The organism is Cryobacterium psychrotolerans, assembly GCF_900101115.1.
Lineage (GTDB): Bacteria > Actinomycetota > Actinomycetes > Actinomycetales > Microbacteriaceae > Cryobacterium > Cryobacterium psychrotolerans.
Genome location: NZ_FNFU01000009.1, coordinates 16,736 through 36,985 on the forward strand (window position 1 = coordinate 16,736; position 20,250 = coordinate 36,985).

Genomic DNA, 20,250 nt, shown 5'->3' on the forward strand with positions numbered 1-20,250 from the left:
GCATGGCCAAGCCCCTCTCGACTTTCCGCTGCACAGAGTGCGGCTGGACCACCCCGAAATGGGCGGGTCGCTGCGGCGAGTGCCAGCAGTGGGGCACCGTTCTCGACGCCGCAGAAAAGGCCGGGATCGGCCGCTCTGTCAAGCCGACGACGGTAACCGGCGACGGCATCGCCCGGCCCATCACGCACGTCGACACGACCTCGGTCGCGCACTGGCCCACCGGCATCAACGAATTCGACCGGGTGCTCGGCGGCGGCATCGTTCCCGGCTCGGTGATCCTGCTGAGCGGTGAGCCCGGCGTCGGCAAGTCCACGCTCCTGCTCGAGGTCGCGTCGAAGGCGGCGGCCGCCAAGTCCCGCGTGCTCTACGTGAGCGCCGAGGAGTCCGTGAGCCAGGTGCGCCTCCGGGCCGAACGCACCGGCGCGCTCCAGCCCGAGCTGTACATCGCCGCCGAGACCGACCTCGCCACCATCCTCGGCCAGATCGACGCGGTGAAGCCCGACCTCGTCATCGTCGACTCGGTGCAGACGGTCGCCAGTTCGCTCTCCGACGGCCTCGCGGGCATGCCCAGCCAGGTGCGGGAGGTGGCATCCACCCTCATTCGCGTGGCCAAGGACCGCAACCTGCCCATCCTGCTCGTGGGCCATGTGACCAAGGACGGCTCGATCGCGGGGCCGCGGCTGCTCGAACACCTGGTCGACGTGGTCTGCCAGTTCGAGGGCGACCGGCAGACGGCGCTGCGGTTCGTGCGCGCGCTCAAGAACCGGTTCGGGCCCACCGACGAGGTGGGCTGCTTCGAGATGACCGGCGACGGCATCGCCGAGGTGCCCGACCCGAGCGGGCTCTTCCTCAGCCGAGGCACCGATCCGGTCTCCGGCACCTGCGTCACGGTCGCCCTCGAGGGTCGGCGGGCGATGCCCGTCGAGGTGCAGGCCCTCGTCGTGGCGAGCCAGGCTCCGAACCCCCGCAGGGTGACGAACGGCGTCGACCCTTCACGGGTGGCCATGCTCCTGGCCGTGCTCGAGAAACGCGCCGGCCTGCAACTGGGCGGAATGGATGTCTACGTGTCGACGGTCGGCGGCATCCGTCTCACCGAGCCTGCCGCCGACCTGGCGATCGCCCTGGCCATCGCGTCGGCGGTGCGGGACCGTCCGATCGCACACACCGTGGCCGCGTTCGGGGAGATCAGCCTGGCCGGCGAGATCCGCGCCGTCTCCGCGGCGACGCAGCGCGCCGGCGAGGGCGTGCGACTGGGCTTCACGACCCGCATCGACGTCGCGAGCGGATCGATCGCCACCGCCGTAAGCCAGGCGCTGGCCACCGGCGTGCCCGACCGCGAGGCCGAGCTCGACCGGGCCTTTTAGGCCGACACCGCCAGCACGGATGCGAGCGGCACCGCCCCGCCTACCCGTGGGGGCGATTATTCCCCGCCCTCGCCCTCCGCGGGGAGCGGTCCGAGCGCCCGCATCAGGTCCGCCGGGGCGGCCTGCATCACATGCGGACCGGCGATGTCGAAGAACACCATTTCCAGCGTTTGCTCGTGCACGGTGAGGAACTCGCGCAGCCACTGCGCGTCGCCGACCATGACCCGAGGGTCGGGGTCGTCCGGCAGCATCCGGGCGTAGTTCTCGGTCGACGAGAAGAGCAGCAGCATCCGCTTGTCCGAGCCTTCGCGGCCGAAGACCCGAACCTGCTCGGCCCGACCGTTGACGACGAGTTGCGGAACGATGATCACGTCGTTGCGCAGGGCGTAGGCCACGGCAACGACGTCCTGCGCGGCGAGGGCCGCGGCGAGGGGCTCGGAACGGGTGGGAGGAGTGGGTTCGGTCACCAATCCATTCAACCAGCCGGCGCCGCTGCAGGTCCAAGCGAAAGCACCTGCCGTGAGCGAACGATCGCTCGGTGCAGCGGCACGGACCTCAGTACAGCAGGAACTGCTTCGGCGTCTCGGATTCGATTCCGTCGACGCTGACCCGCAGGTGGTACGACGCACCACCGGCCGGCGCCGCGTCGCGGGTGTCCGCGTCGCAGGTGTCCTTCGCCGAGCGCACACGCTGCCAGGCGACAGGCGTGGTCGAACTGATCGGGTCGCCGGGCTCGAGCAGGACCGCCTGGTCGGCCGAGTCCTGCTGGCAGTCGGTGGATGTCCAGTAAACGTCCTTGCCGCTCGAGATCGTGAAGACCTGCTTGGAGGTTCCGGCGTTGATGGTGCAGGAGGTGTCGCCGGTGTTGGTGACACTCAGGGAGAGCTGGGGCAACTTGCCCGGCTCATACTTGACCGCATCGGTAATCGCTTCGACCTGCACATGGGCGGCAACGCAGGGGGCGCCCGCGACCGCGGGTTCCGGGGTCGGCTTCGGCGCGGCATCCGTCGCGGGGGCGGAAGCGGACGCGGCCGGCGGCGTGGGGTCGACCGGTTCGCCGCGGCTGGAACCGGGCTTCACGATGATGAGGACGATGATGACGAGCACGGCCAGCAGGCCCAGCCCCACCATGAGGCGGCGGCGCCGGTACACGGTGCTGGACTGGCGACCACCGGAGTTCTTTGTCGTCGACATGCCCCAAGGTTAACGAGCCGTCGCGCCGCTGCCCGGTAATGGCGTGCGTGTCGGCGGAATGGTTCAGGCCAGACGCTTGACCATGCGGGTGTTGCCGAGCGTGTTCGGCTTGACCCGCGCGAGGTCGAGGAATTCCGCGACGCCCTCATCGTGTGATCGCACGAGTTCGGCGTACACGGCGGGATCGACGGTCTCGGAGCCCATGTCGACGAAACTGTGCCGGCTGAAGAACGGCACCTCGAAGGTCAGGCAGAACAGACGGCTCAGGCCGAGTTCGCGGGCATCCGCCTCGAGGCGGTCCAGCAGCGCGTGGCCGACGCCGTGGCCGAGCCAGTCCGCCGACACGGCCAGGGTGCGCACCTCGGCGAGGTCCTCCCACATCACGTGCAGGGCGCCGCAGCCGATCAGGCGCCCCTCGGCGTCCTCGGCCACCCGGAATTCCTGGACGGCTTCGTAGAAGACGACCCGGTCTTTACCGAGCAGGATGCCCTCCTGGATGAGCGGCTCGACGAGCGCCTGGATGCGCGGCACATCACTGGTGCGCGCCCGGCGCACCGAGTAGCCCTGCACTGCGTGGTCCTGCCCTGCGTGGTCCTGCGCTGGCACGCTCGGCCCTCTCTCGTCGTTCTCACCCGGAACGTCCAGTCTACGGATTCCGCTCCGCTCCCCCGCCCTCATGACGAAAGCCGAAGGGGCCCGGCGGATTGCTCCGCCGGGCCCCTTCCCGTGAGTTGCCCCGGGTGCCGGACTACTCGCTGGTCACCGCGAGGTCGGGTGTGCCCGACCCGGTGCCGATGCTGGCGGTCGCGTTGACGCCGATCCCGACGGCCGACTCGCGCACGGTCGTCGTGAAGACGAACTCGCCGGCCTGGAAGTCCACGTGCACGTGGTCGCCCGCATTGAGCTCGCCCTGCAGGATTTTCTCCGACAAGCGGTCCTCGATTTCGTGCTGCACCGCGCGGCGCAGCGGCCGGGCGCCGAGCGCGGGGTCGAAGCCGACCTCGATCAGCCGCTCCTTGGCAGGGAGGGTGAGCTCGACGGTCATGTCGCGGTCGAGCAGGCGGTCGCTCAGGCGCTTGATGAACAGGTCCACGATCTGCAGCAGTTCCGGCTTGGACAGCTGAGGGAAGACGATGATCTCGTCGACGCGGTTGAGGAACTCGGGCTTGAAGTTCTTCTTCAGCTCTTCCTTCACCTTGCCGGCCATCCGGTCGTAGCCCGTCGAGGTGTCGCCCTCGAGCTGGAAACCGACGGGTCCGCCGCTGATGTCCTTCGTGCCGAGGTTGGTCGTCATGATGATCACGGTGTTCTTGAAGTCGACGACGCGACCCTGGCCATCCGTCAGCCGGCCCTCTTCCAGGATCTGGAGGAGCGAGTTGAAGATGTCGGGGTGTGCCTTCTCGATCTCGTCGAACAGCACCACGCTGAACGGCTTGCGGCGCACCTTCTCGGTGAGCTGGCCGCCCTCTTCGAAACCGACGAACCCGGGAGGGGCACCGAACAGCCGGGAGACGGTGTGCTTCTCGCCGTACTCGCTCATGTCGAGCGAGATCATGGCGGCCTCGTCGTCGAACAGGAACTCGGCGAGCGCCTTGGCCAGCTCGGTCTTGCCGACGCCGGTGGGGCCGGCGAAGATGAACGAACCGCTCGGGCGCTTCGGGTCCTTGAGCCCGGCACGGGTGCGACGGATCGTCTTGGCGAGGGCCGAGATGGCTTCCTCCTGGCCGATGACGCGCTGGTGCAGGGCCTTCTCCATGAAGACGAGCCGCGAGGACTCTTCCTCGGTGAGCTTGAAGACCGGGATGCCGGTGGCCTGCGCGAGAACCTCGGCGATCAGGCCCTCGTCGACGACCGCGGTCGTCTTGACGTCGCCCGACTTCCACTTCTTCTCGAGGCGCAGACGCTCGCCGAGGAGGTTTTTCTCCTCGTCGCGCAGGCTTGCGGCCTTCTCGAAGTCCTGTTCCTCGATGGCGGTTTCCTTGGCGGCACGGACCACGGCGATCTTCTCGTCGAATTCGCGCAGCTCGGGCGGGCTCGACAGGATCGAGAGGCGGAGGCGTGCGCCGGCCTCGTCGATCAGGTCGATGGCCTTGTCCGGCAGGAAGCGGTCGGAGACGTAGCGGTCGGCGAGGTTCGCCGCGGCCACGAGGGCTCCGTCGGTGATGGACACCTTGTGGTGCGCCTCGTACCGGTCGCGCAGCCCCTTGAGGATATTGATCGTGTGCGGCAACGACGGCTCGTTGACCTGGATCGGCTGGAAGCGACGCTCGAGGGCGGCATCCTTCTCGAAGTGCTTGCGGTACTCATCGAGCGTGGTCGCGCCGATGGTCTGCAACTCACCGCGGGCGAGCAGCGGCTTGAGGATGGAGGCCGCGTCGATCGCGCCCTCGGCGGCTCCCGCACCGACGAGGGTGTGGATCTCGTCGATGAAGACGATGATGTCGCCGCGGGTGCGGATCTCCTTGGTGACCTTCTTCAGGCGCTCCTCGAAGTCACCGCGGTAGCGGCTGCCGGCGATGAGCGAACCGAGGTCGAGCGAGTAGAGCTGCTTGTCCTTCAGCGTCTCCGGGACATCGCCCTTGACGATGGCCTGGGCGAGGCCCTCGACCACGGCTGTCTTGCCGACGCCGGGTTCACCGATCAGCACGGGGTTGTTCTTGGTGCGACGGGAGAGGATCTGCATGACCCGCTCGATTTCCTTCTCGCGTCCGATGACCGGGTCGAGCTTGTTGTCGCGTGCGGACTGGGTGAGGTTGCGGCCGAACTGGTCGAGGATCTGGCTGCCCGCGGCGCCGGCCGGCTGCTCGTTGGCACCCACCTGCACCTGCTCCTTGCCCTGGTAGCCGGAGAGGAGCTGGATGACCTGCTGGCGCACCCGGTTGAGGTCGGCGCCGAGTTTGACCAGCACCTGGGCGGCAACGCCTTCGCCCTCGCGGATGAGGCCGAGCAGGATGTGCTCGGTGCCGATGTAGTTGTGGCCGAGCTGCAGGGCCTCGCGGAGGCTGAGCTCGAGCACCTTCTTGGCGCGCGGCGTGAACGGGATGTGCCCGGTCGGCTGCTGCTGGCCCTGGCCGATGATGTCCTGCACCTGCTCGCGCACGGCGTCGAGCGAAATGCCCAGGCTCTCGAGGGCCTTCGCGGCGACGCCTTCACCCTCGTGGATCAGCCCGAGCAGGATGTGCTCGGTGCCGATGTAGTTGTGGTTGAGCATCTTGGCCTCTTCCTGGGCCAAAACGACGACGCGACGAGCTCGGTCGGTGAATCTCTCGAACATGATTACTCCCTTGGCGCCAGGGGCAGTTGTGGCGCCGATACATCGAGAGTAACCAGCGAAACTGGGTTGCAGGCGCTTGTTCGCCCTAGGCGTGACGGATGACGCGCGCGGGGAGCCGAGGCCATGCTCGGCCGCAGGCCCCGTCTGCCCTTGCGAGCAGCCGTACCCGCGCAAATAATGGCAGGACGAAGCGTGGGGCAAGCGCGCGAGGGCTGCGATGAATCGCACCGAGAACCCCGAGGATGAGATCGCCCGCCTGACCGCGGAGAACGCCCGTCTGCGGGGCCAGGTGGAGTCCGGGGCGCTCGCGACGCTGCCCCGCACGCGAGCGCGGGGCAGGGTTCGCGGGTTCTTCGCGGTGCTGCTGATCGCGCTGGGGGCCCTGCTCGCGCCCGTCGCCGTGGTCGCGTTCTGGACGAAGGCGGAGGTTACCGACACCACCCGCTTCGTGGAGGGCGTTCGCTCCCTCATCCGAACGGCGGCCGAAAAGGTCGTCATCTCGGAAGCCTTTGCGCAGGTCTGGGAGGAGGCGCTGCGGGTCAGCCACAGCCAGCTCGTAGCGGCACTGCAAGGTGACGAGCCGGCTGCCCTGGTGATCGGGGAGACCGGCGAAGTGGGCATCCAGCTGGCGCCCGTCCTGGGCGCGGTCAAGAAGCAACTCGTCGCGCAAGGTTTCACGCTGGCCGAGAGGATCCCGGAGGTCGACCGCACCATTCCCATCGCCCAGTCGGATGCGCTGGTCCAGGCACGCACGGCCTACCAGCTCCTCGACACCCACGGCGGCGTCGGTCCTGCCCGACACCCGCGGCTGAACCTCCGCCCGCTACTGGACGGCGGAGGTCAGCCGGGCGAGATTGTCGAGCACGGTGGAGCGCAGCGGCTGCCGCATCCACTCCTCAAGGGTGAGTTCGCGGCTGTCGGCCCGGTAGCCGTCTTCCACGGAGCGCATTTCCTGAACGAACGACTTGCCGCGCACCATGAGCGAGATCTCGAAGTTGAGGCTGAACGATCGCATGTCCATGTTGCTGGACCCGATCACCGCGACGTCGTCGTCGATCGTGAAGTGCTTGGCGTGCAGCACGTAGGGCGCCTTGTAGAGGTAGACGTGCACTCCGGCGCGCAGCAACTCCTCGTAGTACGAGCGCTGGGCGTGGTGGACGAGCGCCTGGTCGCCGATCTCGGAGACGAACAGCTCGACATGCAGGCCCCGCTGCGTGGCCGTCGTGATCGCGTACATGATCGACTCGTCCGGCACGAAGTACGGGCTGGTGATGATGATGCGTTCCTGTGCGTAGTAGAGCAGGGCCAGGAACAGCCGGAGGTTGTTCTCGCGCACGAAGCCGGGCCCGCTGGGCACGAGCTGGCAGTCCAGCGCCTGGGACAGCGGTTGCTGCCGCACCGGGTGGATTTCCCGGGTCAGCAGGTCGTTCGTTTCGCTGTACCAGTCGGTGATGAAGATCGCGTTGAGCCCGGCGACGATCGGCCCCTCAAGCCGGGTCATCAGGTCTTTCCATTTGAGCCCGCGTCGGATGTTCCGGGGCGCGTTGTAGGTGCGGTCGATGATGTTCTGCGATCCCATGAACCCGACCGTGCCGTCCACGATCAGCAGCTTGCGGTGGTTGCGCAGGTCGGGCCGCTGCCACTTCCCCTTGAGCGGCTGCAGCGGCAGCATCAGCTCCCATTCGACACCGGCCTCGGTCAGCCAGCGGATGGTTTCCTTGTAGCCGACCTGGCGCTTGGATTGGATGTGGTCCATCAGCACGCGCACGGTGACGCCCCGGTCGACGGCCCGCTTGAGCGAGTCGAAGAACGGCGCGGTGGTGGGATCGAGGGCGAGGATGTAGAACTCGACGTTGACGTACTTGCGGGCCTTGTCGATGTCGCTGACCATCGCGGCGAATGTGGCCTCGTAGTCGCCGAGCAGCCGGGCGGTGTTGTCTCCGACGAGCGGCATGGCGCCCAGGTTGCGGTTCAGCTCGACAACGGATTCCAGCCAGGTCGGCCACACATGGTCGCGCCGCACCAGTTCCATGCCGTCGGTGCTGTCGATGATGAACTGGTTGATTTCCGCCTGCATGGCCAGGCGCCGCCTGGGCAGGGTGCGGTAGCCGATCAGGAGGAAGAGCAGAATGCCGATGTAGGGGAGGAAGAAGATGGCGAGCAGCCAGGCCATGCCCGAGGTGGGCCGGCGATTGCGGGGCACGACGATGATGGCGATGACGCGGATGACGAAGTCCACGAGCACGGCCAGCGCGACGATGATTGTCGTGCCGTTGATGTCGGGCATGCGGGCCTAGTTGGCGGGTTTGTCGTGCGAGGCGAGGCCGAGTTTGGCGCGCTCTTCGGCTTCGATCTGCGCGTAGGCCTTCCGTTCGGTGCGGTCGGCATGGATGATGGCGCGCATCACGAACCAGAAAACGAGTCCGATCAAAACGGTGGGCGCGAGCGACCCCAGTGCGTTGGCCCAGAAATCATCCATAGTCCTCCTAGGGTACCCCGCGAAAACGCAGTTGTGCGCGCTAAAACGTCGCTATAACGCGCACAACTGCGGGTTCGCGGGGTGTCGTCGTTACTTGGTCAGGATCCCGTAGACGCCGGAAACGATCAGGTAGAGGCCGACGCCGCTGACGACCACCCAGACGATGATCCGGTTCGTCGACGGCCCCTTTTTGCCGTCTTCCGGCTTCAGCTCGTCCTTGGGCAGATAGCTCATCAGAATCTCACTTCACTAGCGGGAACAGGATTGTCTCCCGGATGCCGAGGCCGGTCAGGGCCATCAGCAGCCGGTCGATGCCCATCCCCATACCGCCGGTCGGGGGCATGCCGTATTCCAGCGCGCGCAGGAACTCCTCGTCGAGGCGCATCGCTTCGGGGTCGCCGCCGGCGGCCAGCCTGGTCTGCTCGACGAATCGCTCCCGCTGCACGACCGGGTCGACGAGCTCGGAGTAGCCGGTTGCCAGCTCGAAGCCGCGCACGTACAGGTCCCACTTCTCCACGACTCCGGCGATGCTGCGGTGGCCGCGCACCAGCGGGCTCGTGTCGACGGGGAAGTCCATCACGAACGTGGGGCGGGTGAGCCCGCCCTTGACGAAGTGCTCCCACATCTCCTCGACGTACTTGCCGTGGATGGGGTGGTCAATGTCGACACCCTCGCGGTCGGCGAGGGCCTTGAGCTGGGCGATCGACGTCTCCGGGGAGATCGCGACACCCACCGCTGCGGAGAGGCTGTCGTACATGCTGATCCGGTCCCAGTCGCCGCCGAGGTCGAACTCGGTGCCGTCGGCCCAGGTCACGACGTGCGAACCGGAGATCGCGAACGCGGCATCCTGGATCAGGGTCTGCGTCAGGTCCGCGATCGAGTTGTAGTCGCCGTACGCCTCGTACGCCTCGAGCATCGAGAACTCCGGCGAGTGCGTGGAGTCGGCGCCCTCGTTGCGGAAGTTGCGGTTGATTTCGTAGACGCGGTCGATACCGCCGACGACGGCGCGCTTGAGGAAGAGCTCCGGCGCGATGCGCAGGAACAACTCGGTGTCGAACGCGTTGCTGTGGGTGGCGAACGGGCGGGCGGATGCTCCGCCGTGCATGACCTGCAGCATCGGCGTCTCGATCTCGATGAAGTCGCGCGCGGTGAACGTCGCCCGGAGGCTGGCCACGGCCTGCGAGCGCTGCACCACGTTGCGGCGGGCCTGCTCCCTGGCGATGAGGTCGAGGTAGCGGCTGCGCACCCGGGTCTCCTCGCTCAGCTCGCTGTGCAGGTTCGGCAACGGCAGCACGGCCTTGGCCGCGACCTGCCACTCGGTGACCATGATCGACAGCTCGCCGCGGCGGGAGGAGATCACCTCGCCGGAGACGAAGACGTGGTCGCCCAGGTCGACGAGGTCCTTCCAGTCGGCCAGCGAGGCCTCCCCCACCTCGCCGAGCGACACCATGGCCTGGATCCGGCTGCCGTCGCCGGCCTGCAGGCTCGCGAAGCACAGCTTGCCGGTGTTGCGCAGGTGCACGATCCGGCCGGCGAGGCCGACCGTGACGCCGGTTGTGGCATCCGCTTCGAGCTCGCCGTAGCGCGCGCGCACGGCCGGGATGGTGTCGGTCACGGGCACCGAGACCGGGTACGCGCCGCCGCCGGGGCCCGTCGCGGCGGCGTTCAACCGCTCGCGCTTGGCCAGGCGCACGGCCTTCTGCTCGGTGATTTCGTCGGTGATCTCGTCGGTGATCTCGTCGGTGCTGACCGCAGGGGCTGCGTCGTGGTGCTCGCTCATGGTTCTCCGTCGGCCTGCGGCACGGGCGGGGCCCGGCCGGTCGGCAGTGGTTGGTTAGGTGATGTCGAGGGGGACGTTGTCGATGAGCCTGGTGGTGCCGACCAGCGCGGCAACCAGCATCCTGGCCGGCCCGCGGTAGTCGTCGTCGACCGGAAGGAAGGTCTGCGGGTGCACGACAACGAGATAGTCAAGCTTAACGAGTGGTTGGGCGTCGATGACCGCGTGCGCGGCGGCGAGCGCGGCCGGGGCGCCCTGGGAGGCGACGGATGCCGCCGCGGCGAGGCCGGCCGAGAGCGAGCGGGCGCTCTCCCGCTGCACGGGGTCGAGGTACTGATTGCGGCTGGAGAGAGCCAGGCCGCCCTCCTCACGCACCGTCGGCACCACATCGACGGACGCCCGGAAGTTGAGCTCGGCGACCATCCGTTCGATCAGGTGAACCTGCTGCGCGTCCTTCTGCCCGAACACGACGGCGTCGGGATCGACGATGTTGATCAGCTTGGCGACGACCGTGAGCATCCCGTCGAAGTGTCCCGGCCGTGCGGCGCCCTCGTAGAGCGACCCGACGGGCCCGGCGCCCACCCGCGTCTCGGCCGCGCCGTCCGGGTACATCTCCTGCGCGGTCGGAGCGAACACGTAGGGCACCCCCAGCTCGGCCAGGGCTGACACGTCCGCGTCGAGCGTGCGCGGATACTGGTCGAGGTCTTCGCCGGCACCGAACTGCAGCGGGTTTACGAAGACCGATACGACCACAGTGTCGCCCAGTTCGCGGGCCCGACGGGCGAGGGCCAGGTGGCCGGCGTGCAGGGCGCCCATGGTCGGCACCAGCACCACCCGGGTATCGGCTCCGGCCACGGCGAAGTTCTGCGTCGTGAGGCTGAGTCGGTCGCGGAGCTCGGCGATCGTGCCGATCACCTCTGGTATGGGCAGGCTCACTCGTCCTCCGGGTAGTTCGGATCGGGGCTGAAATCGGACAGGTCGAGGGTGTCGGGGCTCGTGCGCGCCAGCGCATTCTCGATGGCGGACCGAACGAGCGGTGCGATGACCGCGCCCGGCCGTTCGATTCCGATCCCCTCCAGTATGCGCGTAGCCTGCTCGACGATCGCGGTCGAGAACGCGGTCGCGGTCTCCACCGCCTCGGCGTAGCTCGGCCGGTCCCCTTCGGAGACGACCACGGGTTCGCCGCCCATCTCCACGACGAGCGCCTGCGCGATCGGCAGCACCGGAGTCGGGGCCGTCACGGCGAAGTAGCTGTCGGCCAGGCGCGCGATGTCGATGCTCGTTCCGGTGAAGGTCATGGCCGGGTGGATCGCCAGCGGGATGGCGCCGCCCGCCCGGGCAGGGGCGAGGACGGCCGTGCCGAATCGCGCCGAGGTGTGCAGCACGAGCTGCCCCGGCTGCCAGGTGTCCGTGGCCGCGAGGCCCGCGATGAGGCTTTCGAGCTGGGCGTCCGGCACGGCGATGATCACGAGCTCGCTGCGCTCGACGATCTGCGGCACGGTCAGGATCGGCACGAGCGGGAGAATCGCTTCCGCCCGGTCGCGGCTCTCCTGCGAGATGGCGGAAATGCCGACGATGGCATGGCCGGCGCCGGCCAGGGCCGCGCCGAGGATGGGGCCGACGCGGCCGGCGCCGATGATGCCGACTCCGAGTCGTCCGGGGCGTTGGGTCATTCGAAGACTCCTGTCGGGTGGTTCCAGCGATGGCTGGTGTCGGAGGTGGCGCAGCTGACCGCGCCCGCCGCGACCGCCTCGAACAGACGCACCGCCTCCTCGGCATCGACGACGGCGAGGGATGCCGACACGGGGCCGGCCACGGTGTGCAGGCGTGCGGACGCGAGGCCGAGCATCCGCCTCACCGGTCCCTGGTCGATGCGCACGCTCTGCAGCCGGGCCAGCGGGACGAGGATGAGTTCGCGGGAGACGATCCCGCGGCGGAGCACCACTGCGCCGGCGGAGAGCGTGTACCCGGTGCGCCGCCAGGAGAACGGCCGCAGCCAGGCGGCGCGCCGCGGGGCATTGATGAAGCCGTCGCTGCCGCCCCTCGAGTGCATCCCGCTCTCGATCACGGCGCCCTGCTCCTCGCCGGTGTACCCGGGAAGGATGAGTTCGAGCACCCTGGCGACGTCGGCTGCGGTGCCGACCGGCAGCACCGTGGTGCCGGCCTCGCCGGCAGCGCCCTGGCTCACGGAACGGCCGGCCTTGTTGATCCGCACCTGCCACCAGCCGAAGGGCCGCCAGAGCAGCGGCTGCGAGATCCCGATCGCGTGGACCCGACCCGGCGGAAGGGTCTCGTTGCTCGTGGAGAGGAGGCCGAAGCCCACCCGCACGCCGTCCGGGGTGCCCGCGATGCTGAAGCGCAGCGACCTGGTCAGCCGGGAGAGGAAGTACCCCGCGCTGCCGATCAGGGCGGGAACGATCGCGATCGGCAGCCACCCGCTGCTGCCGATTGCGCCGCCGACCGCGAGCGCGATGACCCCGACGAGGAGGAAGACGGTGAAGCCGCTGAGCACGATCGATCCGAACAGCCTGGCGGGAGGGATCCGCACGACGGACTCCGGCGGGGCGGCATCCGGGTCGAGCTCCGGCGCCAGGAACTCGACGACGCGGTCGCGGGCGAAGCCGCCCACCGTCACCCCGGGTTCCGAGGGGCCCTCGCCCGGCTCCCGAGCAGGCTCGACGGACTCCGCGGCGGGTCGGCGGGCGCCGGACGCGAGGCGCAGGATGTCGCGGCGGAGCTCGTCCGCCCGGGCCGAGCCGAGGTACGCCAGCGGGACATTGGCGTCCTGCCCGGCGACGCTCACTTCGAGCTTGGCGGCGCCGAACAGCCGCGGGATGAGGGGGCGTTCGATGTTGACGCCCTGGATCCGGTCGAGCCGCGCCTTGCGGTTGCTCCGGAAGACGATCCCGCTGCGCACCTCGACGATCTCGTCGTTCACCCGGAAGGTGTGCGCCCGCCAACTGAGCGAGAACGCGATCAGGATGACGACGAGAGCGCCGGCCACGGCGAGCAGGGCCCAGCCGACCGACCCGCGGCGGTAGATCTCCTCCAGCGGATCGGCGCTGCCGACCGGGATGCCGAAGACGACGTCGAGTACGCGTTCGCGCAGGTTCGCCAGGATGAATCCGATGGCCGCGAAAACGAAGATGCCCCCGCGGAGGAGCGGAGTCGCCGGGTGGAGTCGATGCCACTCGCCGTCGGCCAGCGAGCTCACAGTCCGGCCCGGCGGCTTTCGGCCAGGTCGACGAGCCGATCGCGGAGGCTCTCCGCGTCTTCCTCGGTGAGGCCGGGGATCGCGACGCCGGTTGTCGCCGCCGCGGTCACGAGTTTGAGATCGGCCAGGCCCAGCCAGCGGGCGACCGGGCCGCGCGTGATGTCGACCAGCTGCATCCGACCGTACGGCACGGCCACGAATCGCTGGAACATGATGCCGCGGCGGAACAGGAGGTCGTCCTGACGCAGCTGGTAGCCGATGGATCGGACCCGGCGCGGCTCGAGGATCAGGGTCACCAGGGCGATCACGGCCACGCCGGCACCCGCGTACAACGCCCACTGAAACTCGAACATCAGCCAGAGCGCAGCCGCCGCGGCGCAGGCGAGGAGTCCGCCGACGATCGTGCCGACGATCTCCACCACCACATAGCGGGGGGAGACGCGCTGCCAGCCGGCGCCGGCGGCCAGGTCGAGGCGCCCGGACTGGTCAGGCATGGAGCCCTCCGGCCTCTTCCTGCCGCTCGTCTTCCGGTTTGTCCGGCGGGAGGGTGCAGAAGTGTTCGGCGACGAGACCGCCGGCGAGCAGAATGGCCGCACCGACTGTCGTGCCGATTGCGAGCCACAGCGAGGACAGGTTCGGCACCACCGTGCGGGTAAGGACGTACAAGAGGACTCCGAGGCCGCCGCCGAGGAAGAGCGAGCCGCTGAAGCTGGAGGACTTGGCGAGCACCGCGACCCGCATGGCCCTGAAGGGGTCGACGCGGCGCTTCACGGTACCCTTCGTCGCTTTCGTCGCTTTCGTCGCCTGGCGGATCGGCCAGGCGAGCACGACCACGATGATGCCGATCACCGCGAGGGTGGCGGCCATCGACGGGGGCGGCAGGAGGATGGGCGCCCCGGATGCCGCCGCGGTGACTTCCAGGAGGAAGCCGACGACACTGCCGAGCAGCCAGAGGGCGATCAGCGGGGTGGGACTACTGCGTTTCATGGCCGGCCGTCCAGGCCCGGCGCGCTACCCTGCCGACGCACGCTGCTCGCGGCCGCCGCGAGCAGCTCGTCGACGCGGCCGCGGCCCGGGATGGCGGCGTCAGGGTCGAGCGCAAGCCACGGCGCGAGCACGAAGTCGCGCTGCCAGGCCCGGGGGTGAGGAATCGTGAGCCGGTCGTCGGAGAGTTCCAGCTCGCCGAAGACAATGATGTCGATGTCCAGGGTGCGGTCCCCCCACCGCTCGGTGCGCACCCGGCCATGGGCGTCCTCGATGCCGTTGATCGCGTCAAGCAGCTCGTGCGGGTCGCCGGTGTAGCGTGCGGTGACCACCGCGTTGAGGTACGGCGGCGCGGCGGGGTCCACCCCGTCCGGCTTCACGGCGGCGCTCTCGAAGACCGGTGAGACGCCGGCCACTTCGAGCCTCTCGAGGTCGGCGATGGCCCTCGCCGCGTCGACCAGGATCGCGGCGCGGTCGCCGAGATTGCTGCCGAGGGCGAGCACGACGGATACCGGCGCGTCGGGCGCGGGGGTCATGAGCGCGTTCTCTCGATGCGCACCGCGACGTCCGTGAACGGCACCGAGATCGGCGCGTCGGGCTTGTGCACCGTCACCTGCACCCGCTCGGCCGCCTCGTGGGCGAGCACCACGGCGGCGATCCGCTCGGCGACGGTTTCGATCAAGTCGACCGGGTCGCGTGTGGCGGCTTCGGTGACCTCGACGGCCAGCTCGCCATAGTGGATCGTCTGGCTGACGTCGTCGCCCACCCGGGCGAGGTCCAGCCAGACCGTGACGTCGATGACGAAATCCTGGCCTTTCTCCTTCTCGAACTCGTAGACGCCGTGGTGTGCGTTGACTCGCAGCCCGGTGAGAATGATCGAGTCGGTGCTCATGGGACCATTCTGTCGGAACCGGCGAGGGCGAGCACGTTCAAGGCCGCCCGCGTGCCGGCAACGTCGTGCACGCGAACCCCCCACGCCCCGGCCTGGGCCGCCAGCACGCTGACCACGGCGGTCGGCAGGTCGCGGGCGAGGACGGGCGCGTCGGCCGGGAGCGCCGTGGCGAGGAACCGCTTTCGTGAGGCGCCGATGAGCACCGGAAGGCCGAGCTCGTCGAAAGCGGCGAGGTGGGCGAGGACCTGCCAGTTGTGTTCGGGCCGCTTGGAGAAACCGAGGCCGGGGTCGAGCAGGATGCGCTCCCGGGCCACGCCGGCTCGCACGAGCGCGCCGACCCGCTCTGCGAGTTCGTCCCGCACGTCGGTGACGACGTTCGTGTAGGAGGCCAGCGCCTCCATCTCGTGGGCGTGCCCCCGCCAGTGCATCGCCACGAAGCGCAACCCCGTGCGAGCCGCGACGGACGCCATCTCCGGGTCGGCGAGGCCGCCGGACACGTCGTTGATGATGCTCGCGCCGGCCGTCGCGGCGGCGAGGGCTGTTTCCGAGTTCAGTGTGTCGACGCTCACCGTGATTCCGGCACGGGTGAGCTCGGTGATGACCGGGATCACCCGGGATTGTTCCTCGGCGGGCGACACCCGGGTCGCACCGGGCCGGGTGGACTCACCACCGACGTCAATGATGTCCGCGCCCTGGCCCTGGAGGGTCAGGGCGTGCCGGATGGCGGCGTCCGTGCTCGACCACCTGCCCCCGTCGCTGAAGGAATCCGGTGTGACGTTGAGCACCCCCATGACCAGAGTCACCCTCCGGCTCCGATCAGCGCGATGATTTCGGCACGGGCCACCGGGTCGGTGAGTTCGCCTCGGGATGCCATCGTGACGGTCGAGCTGCTGACCTGCCGCTGGCCCCTGGCGCTCACGCAGCCGTGGACGGCATCGAGGACGACGAGGATTCCCCGGGGCCGCAGGCCGGCCTGCAGCGCCTCCGCGATCTCCTCGGTCAGCCGTTCCTGCACCTGGGGGCGCGCCGCGAGGATCTCGACGACGGCGGGCAGCCGGCCGAGGCCGACCACGCGGTCGCTCGGCAGGTAAGCCAGGTGGGCCGTGCCGATGAACGGAAGCAGGTGGTGCTCGCAGGTGGAACGGAACGAGATATTGCGCAGGAGCACAAGCTCCCCCGTGTCCGGTCCGACCGGGATGGTGTCCCGCAGGGGCGCCAGCGGGTCCTGCTCCAGCCCGGCGAAGAGCTCGGCATAGGCCTCCGCGACCCGCCGCGGGGTCGTTTCCAGGCCCGGCCGGGCCGGATCCTCTCCGATGGCAGCGAGGATCTCGGCGACGGCGGCCTCGATGCGCGCCTTGTCCACTGCCACAGGGCGGCCTAGGCGGTCGCGGGGCGCGGTGCGCGGGTGGGCTCGCGCCTGGGTTTGCCCGAGCCTTCGCCGGCGTCCGTCGACGCCGCGGCGCCCTCGAGGGCAACCTTCGGTGCGGGCATCGCGATCGGCGGCCGATCGGAGACGGGGCGCTTGTCGCTGGAGAGCCACTGCGGGCGCGGCGGCAGCTTGACGACGTTCGCGAAGATCGCGGCGAGGGCGGTCTGGTCGAGCGTTTCGTGCTCGAGCAGCTCGGCGGCCAGCTTGTCGAGAATGTCGCGGTTGGTGACCAGCACCTCGTAGGCCTCGTCGTGCGAGTCCTCGATCAGCTGGCGCACCTCGTCGTCGACGCGCTCGGCCATCCGTTCGGAGTAGTCGCGCCCGTGACCCATGTCACGGCCGAGGAAGACCTCGCCGGAGCCCTGGCCGAGCTTGATCGGGCCGACGGCCGCGCTCATCCCGAACTCGGTGACCATCTTGCGGGCGGTGGCCGTGGCCTTCTCGATGTCGTTGGAGGCGCCGGAGGTGGGGTCGTGGAAGATGATCTCCTCGGCGACGCGACCGCCCATGGCGTAGGCCAGCTGGTCGAGCAGTTCGTTGCGGGTGACGGAATAGCGGTCTTCGGTGGGCATGACCATCGTGTAGCCGAGGGCCCGGCCGCGCGGCAGGATGGTGATCTTGGTGACCGGGTCGGTGTTGCGCATCGCGGTCGCCACGAGCGCGTGGCCGCCCTCGTGGTAGGCCGTGATCAGCTTTTCCTTGTCGCGCATCACGCGACTGCGGCGCTGCGGACCGGCCATCACCCGGTCGACGGCTTCGTCGAGGGCGCGGTTGTCGATCAGCTGGGCGTTGGAGCGCGCGGTGAGCAGCGCGGCCTCGTTGAGCACGTTGGCCAGGTCGGCGCCCGTGAAGCCGGGCGTCTTGCGGGCGAGCACCTCGAGGTCGACGCCGGCAGCCATCGGCTTGCCCTTGGCGTGCACTTCGAGGATGTGCTTGCGGCCGAGCATGTCGGGGGCGTCGACACCGATCTGGCGGTCGAAGCGGCCCGGGCGCAGCAGCGCGGGGTCGAGGATGTCCGGGCGGTTCGTCGCCGCGATCAGGATGACGTTGGCCTTGACGTCGAAGCCGTCCATCTCGACCAGCAACTGGTTGAGAGTCTGTTCGCGTTCGTCGTGTCCGCCGCCCATGCCGGCGCCGCGGTGGCGGCCGACGGCGTCGATCTCGTCGATGAAGATGATCGCGGGGGCGTTCTCCTTGGCCTGCTGGAACAGGTCGCGAACACGGCTCGCGCCGACGCCGACGAACATTTCGACGAAGTCGGAACCCGAGATGGAGTAGAACGGCACGCCGGCCTCGCCGGCGACGGCTCGGGCGAGCAGCGTCTTACCGGTGCCGGGAGGGCCATAGAGCAGCACGCCCTTCGGAATTCGCGCGCCCACGGCCTGGAACTTCGCGGGCTCCTTGAGGAAGTCCTTGATCTCCTCGAGTTCCTCGATTGCCTCGTCGGCTCCCGCGACATCCGCGAAGGTGACCTGCGGGCTCTCCTTGGAGACGAGTTTGGCCTTGGATTTTCCGAACTGCATGATCTTGTTGCCGCCGCCCTGCATTCCGGACAGCATCAGCCAGAAGAACGCGCCGATCAGGAGCAGGGGCAGCAGGAAGCCGAGCATGGAGAGGAACCAGTTCGGCTGCGGCACCTCGTCGGTGAAGCCCTTCTTGGGGTTCGCCTCGGTCACCGCCGCCACGACTTCCTCGCCACGCGGGGCGACGTAGTAGAACTGGACTTCCTTGCCCAGCTCCCCGTCGGCCTCGGTGAGGGTGAGGTCGACCCGCTGCTCGCCGTCGACGATCTTCGCCTCGGCGACCTTCCCGTCCTTCAGGAACTCGAGTCCCTCCTGGGTCGAGACCTCGCGGAATCCGGACATGGTGATCAGGCTCGACCCGACCCAGACGGCGATAACCGCCAGGACGATGTAGAGAATGGGCCCGCGCAGAAGCTTCTTGACGTTCATGATGCTCACAGGCTATCGCGCACGCACTGGGCAAAGGCCGTGTGTTCGCCTAAAGGTGAACTGATCGGTCGCTTCAGGCGGTGGCCGGCTCCACCGGGGCATACACGTGGCTGGCCAGCACGCCGACCGAACGCAGGTTGCGGTACTTCTCCGCGTAGTCGAGGCCATAGCCGACGACAAACTGGTTCGGGATCTCGAAACCCACGTATTTCACGTCGATCTCGACCCGCGCGGCCTCGGGCTTGCGGAGCAGGGCGCAGATTTCAACGGATGCCGGACCGCGGGAATTCAGGTTGGCCAGCAACCAGGACAGGGTGAGCCCCGAGTCAATGATGTCCTCGACGATGAGCACGTGGCGCCCGGTCAGGTCGGTGTCCAGGTCCTTGAGGATGCGCACTACCCCGCTGGACGCGGTGCCGGAGCCGTAGGAGCTGACCGCCATCCAGTCCATCGCGATGGGGTGCTTGAGTTCCCTGGCCAGGTCGGCCATGACCATCACGGCGCCCTTGAGGACTCCGACGAGCAGCAGGTCCTTGCCCGCGTAGTCATCCTCGATCCGCCGGGAGAGCTCGGCGAGTCGATCGCGGATCTGCTCCTCCTCGATCAGGATTTCGGTGAGGTCGCCATCAATGTCGCGAGGTTCCATGGGAGCGAGAAGGTCCTTTGCTGTGAGCGTGTCCGGGTCTGCTGAGAATCAGCCAGCCGTGCTGCCTGACAACTCTAACGCCTGGCAGGTCGAGCGCCCCCTGCCCGTGCCAGTCGGTCACCAGGCGGGCGACGGCCAGCGTGTGGACACGTTCGAGGGAGACGCCGAACTCGCTTTCGGCCACGAAGCGAATGATCCGCTGCCGCAGGGCGGGCGGGTTCGCCGCGAGCGCGGCCACCGAGATCGCGATCCCGGCCTCGGCCGGTTCGCAGATCTCCGGGGCGAGTTCACGCACGAGCGCGTCGAGGGCCTCGGCGTCTTCCCGGAGCTGATCGGCCGTCCGGGCGAGGGCGCCTGCGACCCCGGGACCCAGCTCGCGTTCGAGGATCGGCAGCACCGTGTCGCGCACGCGAACGCGCCCGTAGCGCGGATCGGAATTGTGCGGGTCTTCCCAGGGGACGAGGCCCGCGTCGAGGCAGGCCTGGCGGGTTTGCCGGCGACGGATGCCGAGCAGGGGACGCAGGTACGGGCCGTTCTGCGCGGCCATGCCCGAGAGGCTCGTCGGACCCGATCCCCGGGCGAGCCCGAGCAGCACGGTCTCGGCCTGGTCGTCGAGGGTGTGCCCGAGCAGGATGTGGCGTGCACCGGTCTCCGCGAGCGCCCGGTCGAAGGCGGCGTACCGGGCCGAGCGCGCCGCAGCCTCCGGCCCCTCCCCCGCACCCTCGGCCTGGACCGTCACCGGCAGCACGAGCACCGGGCCGAGGCCGAGTTCCCGGGCCTGGCGCGCCGCGGCCTCCGCCACCTCCGCCGACCCGTGCTGCAAGCCGTGGTCCACGATGACTGCGCCGGCGCCGGGGCCCGCACGGGGCGCCTCGAAGGCCGTGGCCGCGGCGAGGGCGAGGGAATCCGCGCCGCCGCTCAGCCCCACCAGCACCAGCCCGTCCGCTGGAAGCAGGCCGCGTACCGCTCGGCGCACATCGGCGATCGCCGGGGACAACCGCGGGCGCTGTGCAGACTCCATCCAGTAACGTTATCCGCAGACTTA

The 20,250-nt window shown here is 69.0% G+C and carries 21 protein-coding genes; 1 reads left to right on the forward strand and 20 read right to left on the reverse strand.

The features are described from left to right. Positions 1-2 precede the first annotated feature (2 nt). On the forward strand, positions 3-1,364 hold the full coding sequence (radA, locus tag BLQ39_RS09170; protein ID WP_092323455.1) for a DNA repair protein RadA: 1,362 nt from the start codon (positions 3-5) through the stop codon (positions 1,362-1,364). A 56-nt stretch (positions 1,365-1,420) separates the two neighbouring features. Here the strand turns inward: radA and BLQ39_RS09175 are convergent, their stop codons facing one another. The 20 genes from BLQ39_RS09175 to tilS form a co-directional block, all read right to left on the reverse strand. Further along, positions 1,421-1,831, reverse strand: coding sequence for a dehydrogenase (locus BLQ39_RS09175; protein ID WP_241977143.1), 411 nt, complete (start codon positions 1,829-1,831; stop codon positions 1,421-1,423). An 88-nt stretch (positions 1,832-1,919) separates the two neighbouring features. Next, positions 1,920-2,558, reverse strand: a complete 639-nt coding sequence (locus BLQ39_RS09180; protein ID WP_092323458.1) for a hypothetical protein — start codon at positions 2,556-2,558, stop codon at positions 1,920-1,922. 63 nt (positions 2,559-2,621) lie between these two features. Continuing rightward, positions 2,622-3,164: an amino-acid N-acetyltransferase gene (locus tag BLQ39_RS09185; RefSeq protein WP_422386354.1), complete on the reverse strand. Its 543-nt coding sequence runs from the start codon at positions 3,162-3,164 to the stop codon at positions 2,622-2,624. 142 nt (positions 3,165-3,306) lie between these two features. Next, positions 3,307-5,832, reverse strand: coding sequence for an ATP-dependent Clp protease ATP-binding subunit (locus BLQ39_RS09190; protein ID WP_092323461.1), 2,526 nt, complete (start codon positions 5,830-5,832; stop codon positions 3,307-3,309). An 823-nt stretch (positions 5,833-6,655) separates the two neighbouring features. Next, positions 6,656-8,119: a cardiolipin synthase gene (gene cls / locus BLQ39_RS09200; protein WP_092323464.1), complete on the reverse strand. Its 1,464-nt coding sequence runs from the start codon at positions 8,117-8,119 to the stop codon at positions 6,656-6,658. A 6-nt stretch (positions 8,120-8,125) separates the two neighbouring features. Next, positions 8,126-8,311, reverse strand: coding sequence for a hypothetical protein (locus BLQ39_RS09205; RefSeq protein ID WP_092323466.1), 186 nt, complete (start codon positions 8,309-8,311; stop codon positions 8,126-8,128). Positions 8,312-8,401: 90 nt separating this feature from the next. Continuing rightward, positions 8,402-8,545 carry a hypothetical protein gene (locus BLQ39_RS15845; RefSeq protein WP_166784453.1) on the reverse strand — a complete coding sequence of 48 codons (144 nt, stop codon included), beginning with the start codon at positions 8,543-8,545 and terminating at the stop codon, positions 8,402-8,404. Positions 8,546-8,552: 7 nt separating this feature from the next. Continuing rightward, positions 8,553-10,091: a lysine--tRNA ligase gene (gene lysS / locus BLQ39_RS09210; RefSeq protein WP_092323467.1), complete on the reverse strand. Its 1,539-nt coding sequence runs from the start codon at positions 10,089-10,091 to the stop codon at positions 8,553-8,555. Between the two features lie 54 nt (positions 10,092-10,145). Further along, positions 10,146-11,024 (reverse strand): pantoate--beta-alanine ligase, encoded by an 879-nt coding sequence (gene panC / locus BLQ39_RS15975; protein WP_198414454.1) that lies wholly within the window; start codon positions 11,022-11,024, stop codon positions 10,146-10,148. Next, positions 11,021-11,761 carry a Rossmann-like and DUF2520 domain-containing protein gene (locus tag BLQ39_RS15980; RefSeq protein WP_092323469.1) on the reverse strand — a complete coding sequence of 247 codons (741 nt, stop codon included), beginning with the start codon at positions 11,759-11,761 and terminating at the stop codon, positions 11,021-11,023. The genes panC and BLQ39_RS15980 overlap by 4 nt, the downstream gene beginning before the upstream one ends. Further along, a complete protein-coding gene (locus BLQ39_RS09225) occupies positions 11,758-13,302 on the reverse strand; it encodes a PH domain-containing protein (protein ID WP_092323470.1) in 1,545 nt (514 codons plus the stop codon). Before BLQ39_RS09225 ends, BLQ39_RS15980 begins: the two co-directional genes overlap by 4 nt. Next, entirely contained in the window at positions 13,299-13,796 is a 498-nt protein-coding gene (locus BLQ39_RS09230) for a PH domain-containing protein (RefSeq protein ID WP_092323471.1), read from the reverse strand. Before BLQ39_RS09230 ends, BLQ39_RS09225 begins: the two co-directional genes overlap by 4 nt. Continuing rightward, positions 13,789-14,289, reverse strand: coding sequence for a DUF3180 domain-containing protein (locus BLQ39_RS09235; RefSeq protein ID WP_092323472.1), 501 nt, complete (start codon positions 14,287-14,289; stop codon positions 13,789-13,791). The genes BLQ39_RS09230 and BLQ39_RS09235 overlap by 8 nt, the downstream gene beginning before the upstream one ends. Further along, positions 14,286-14,822, reverse strand: a complete 537-nt coding sequence (gene folK, locus BLQ39_RS09240; RefSeq protein WP_092323473.1) for a 2-amino-4-hydroxy-6-hydroxymethyldihydropteridine diphosphokinase — start codon at positions 14,820-14,822, stop codon at positions 14,286-14,288. Before folK ends, BLQ39_RS09235 begins: the two co-directional genes overlap by 4 nt. Then, on the reverse strand, positions 14,819-15,178 hold the full coding sequence (gene folB, locus BLQ39_RS09245; protein ID WP_092323474.1) for a dihydroneopterin aldolase: 360 nt from the start codon (positions 15,176-15,178) through the stop codon (positions 14,819-14,821). The genes folK and folB overlap by 4 nt, the downstream gene beginning before the upstream one ends. After that, complete coding sequence (gene folP / locus BLQ39_RS09250) at positions 15,175-15,981, reverse strand: dihydropteroate synthase (RefSeq protein ID WP_092323475.1); 807 nt, start codon at positions 15,979-15,981, stop codon at positions 15,175-15,177. Before folP ends, folB begins: the two co-directional genes overlap by 4 nt. Next, complete coding sequence (gene folE, locus BLQ39_RS09255) at positions 15,978-16,547, reverse strand: GTP cyclohydrolase I FolE (protein WP_092323477.1); 570 nt, start codon at positions 16,545-16,547, stop codon at positions 15,978-15,980. Before folE ends, folP begins: the two co-directional genes overlap by 4 nt. Before the next feature lie 8 nt (positions 16,548-16,555). Further along, entirely contained in the window at positions 16,556-18,559 is a 2,004-nt protein-coding gene (ftsH, locus tag BLQ39_RS09260) for an ATP-dependent zinc metalloprotease FtsH (protein WP_092323565.1), read from the reverse strand. A gap of 73 nt (positions 18,560-18,632) precedes the next feature. Next, on the reverse strand, positions 18,633-19,205 hold the full coding sequence (hpt, locus tag BLQ39_RS09265; protein WP_092323479.1) for a hypoxanthine phosphoribosyltransferase: 573 nt from the start codon (positions 19,203-19,205) through the stop codon (positions 18,633-18,635). Next, the gene (gene tilS, locus BLQ39_RS09270) at positions 19,186-20,226 is read right to left on the reverse strand and encodes a tRNA lysidine(34) synthetase TilS (protein ID WP_092323480.1); all 1,041 of its coding nucleotides are present in this window, start codon (positions 20,224-20,226) and stop codon (positions 19,186-19,188) included. Before tilS ends, hpt begins: the two co-directional genes overlap by 20 nt. Positions 20,227-20,250: the final 24 nt, after the last annotated feature.

Coding starts and splice junctions, on each gene's coding strand:
- BLQ39_RS09180 (WP_092323458.1), bottom strand. CDS start 2,558: ATGTCGACGACAAAGAACTCCGGTGGTCGCCAGTCCAGCACCGTGTAC.
- folB (WP_092323474.1), bottom strand. CDS start 15,178: ATGAGCACCGACTCGATCATTCTCACCGGGCTGCGAGTCAACGCACAC.
- ftsH (WP_092323565.1), bottom strand. CDS start 18,559: ATGAACGTCAAGAAGCTTCTGCGCGGGCCCATTCTCTACATCGTCCTG.
- tilS (WP_092323480.1), bottom strand. CDS start 20,226: ATGGAGTCTGCACAGCGCCCGCGGTTGTCCCCGGCGATCGCCGATGTG.
- BLQ39_RS09230 (WP_092323471.1), bottom strand. CDS start 13,796: ATGCCTGACCAGTCCGGGCGCCTCGACCTGGCCGCCGGCGCCGGCTGG.
- lysS (WP_092323467.1), bottom strand. CDS start 10,091: ATGAGCGAGCACCACGACGCAGCCCCTGCGGTCAGCACCGACGAGATC.
- hpt (WP_092323479.1), bottom strand. CDS start 19,205: ATGGAACCTCGCGACATTGATGGCGACCTCACCGAAATCCTGATCGAG.
- cls (WP_092323464.1), bottom strand. CDS start 8,119: ATGCCCGACATCAACGGCACGACAATCATCGTCGCGCTGGCCGTGCTC.
- BLQ39_RS09190 (WP_092323461.1), bottom strand. CDS start 5,832: ATGTTCGAGAGATTCACCGACCGAGCTCGTCGCGTCGTCGTTTTGGCC.
- BLQ39_RS15845 (WP_166784453.1), bottom strand. CDS start 8,545: ATGAGCTATCTGCCCAAGGACGAGCTGAAGCCGGAAGACGGCAAAAAG.
- radA (WP_092323455.1), top strand. CDS start 3: ATGGCCAAGCCCCTCTCGACTTTCCGCTGCACAGAGTGCGGCTGGACC.
- BLQ39_RS09235 (WP_092323472.1), bottom strand. CDS start 14,289: ATGAAACGCAGTAGTCCCACCCCGCTGATCGCCCTCTGGCTGCTCGGC.
- BLQ39_RS09205 (WP_092323466.1), bottom strand. CDS start 8,311: ATGGATGATTTCTGGGCCAACGCACTGGGGTCGCTCGCGCCCACCGTT.
- BLQ39_RS15980 (WP_092323469.1), bottom strand. CDS start 11,761: ATGACCCAACGCCCCGGACGACTCGGAGTCGGCATCATCGGCGCCGGC.
- folK (WP_092323473.1), bottom strand. CDS start 14,822: ATGACCCCCGCGCCCGACGCGCCGGTATCCGTCGTGCTCGCCCTCGGC.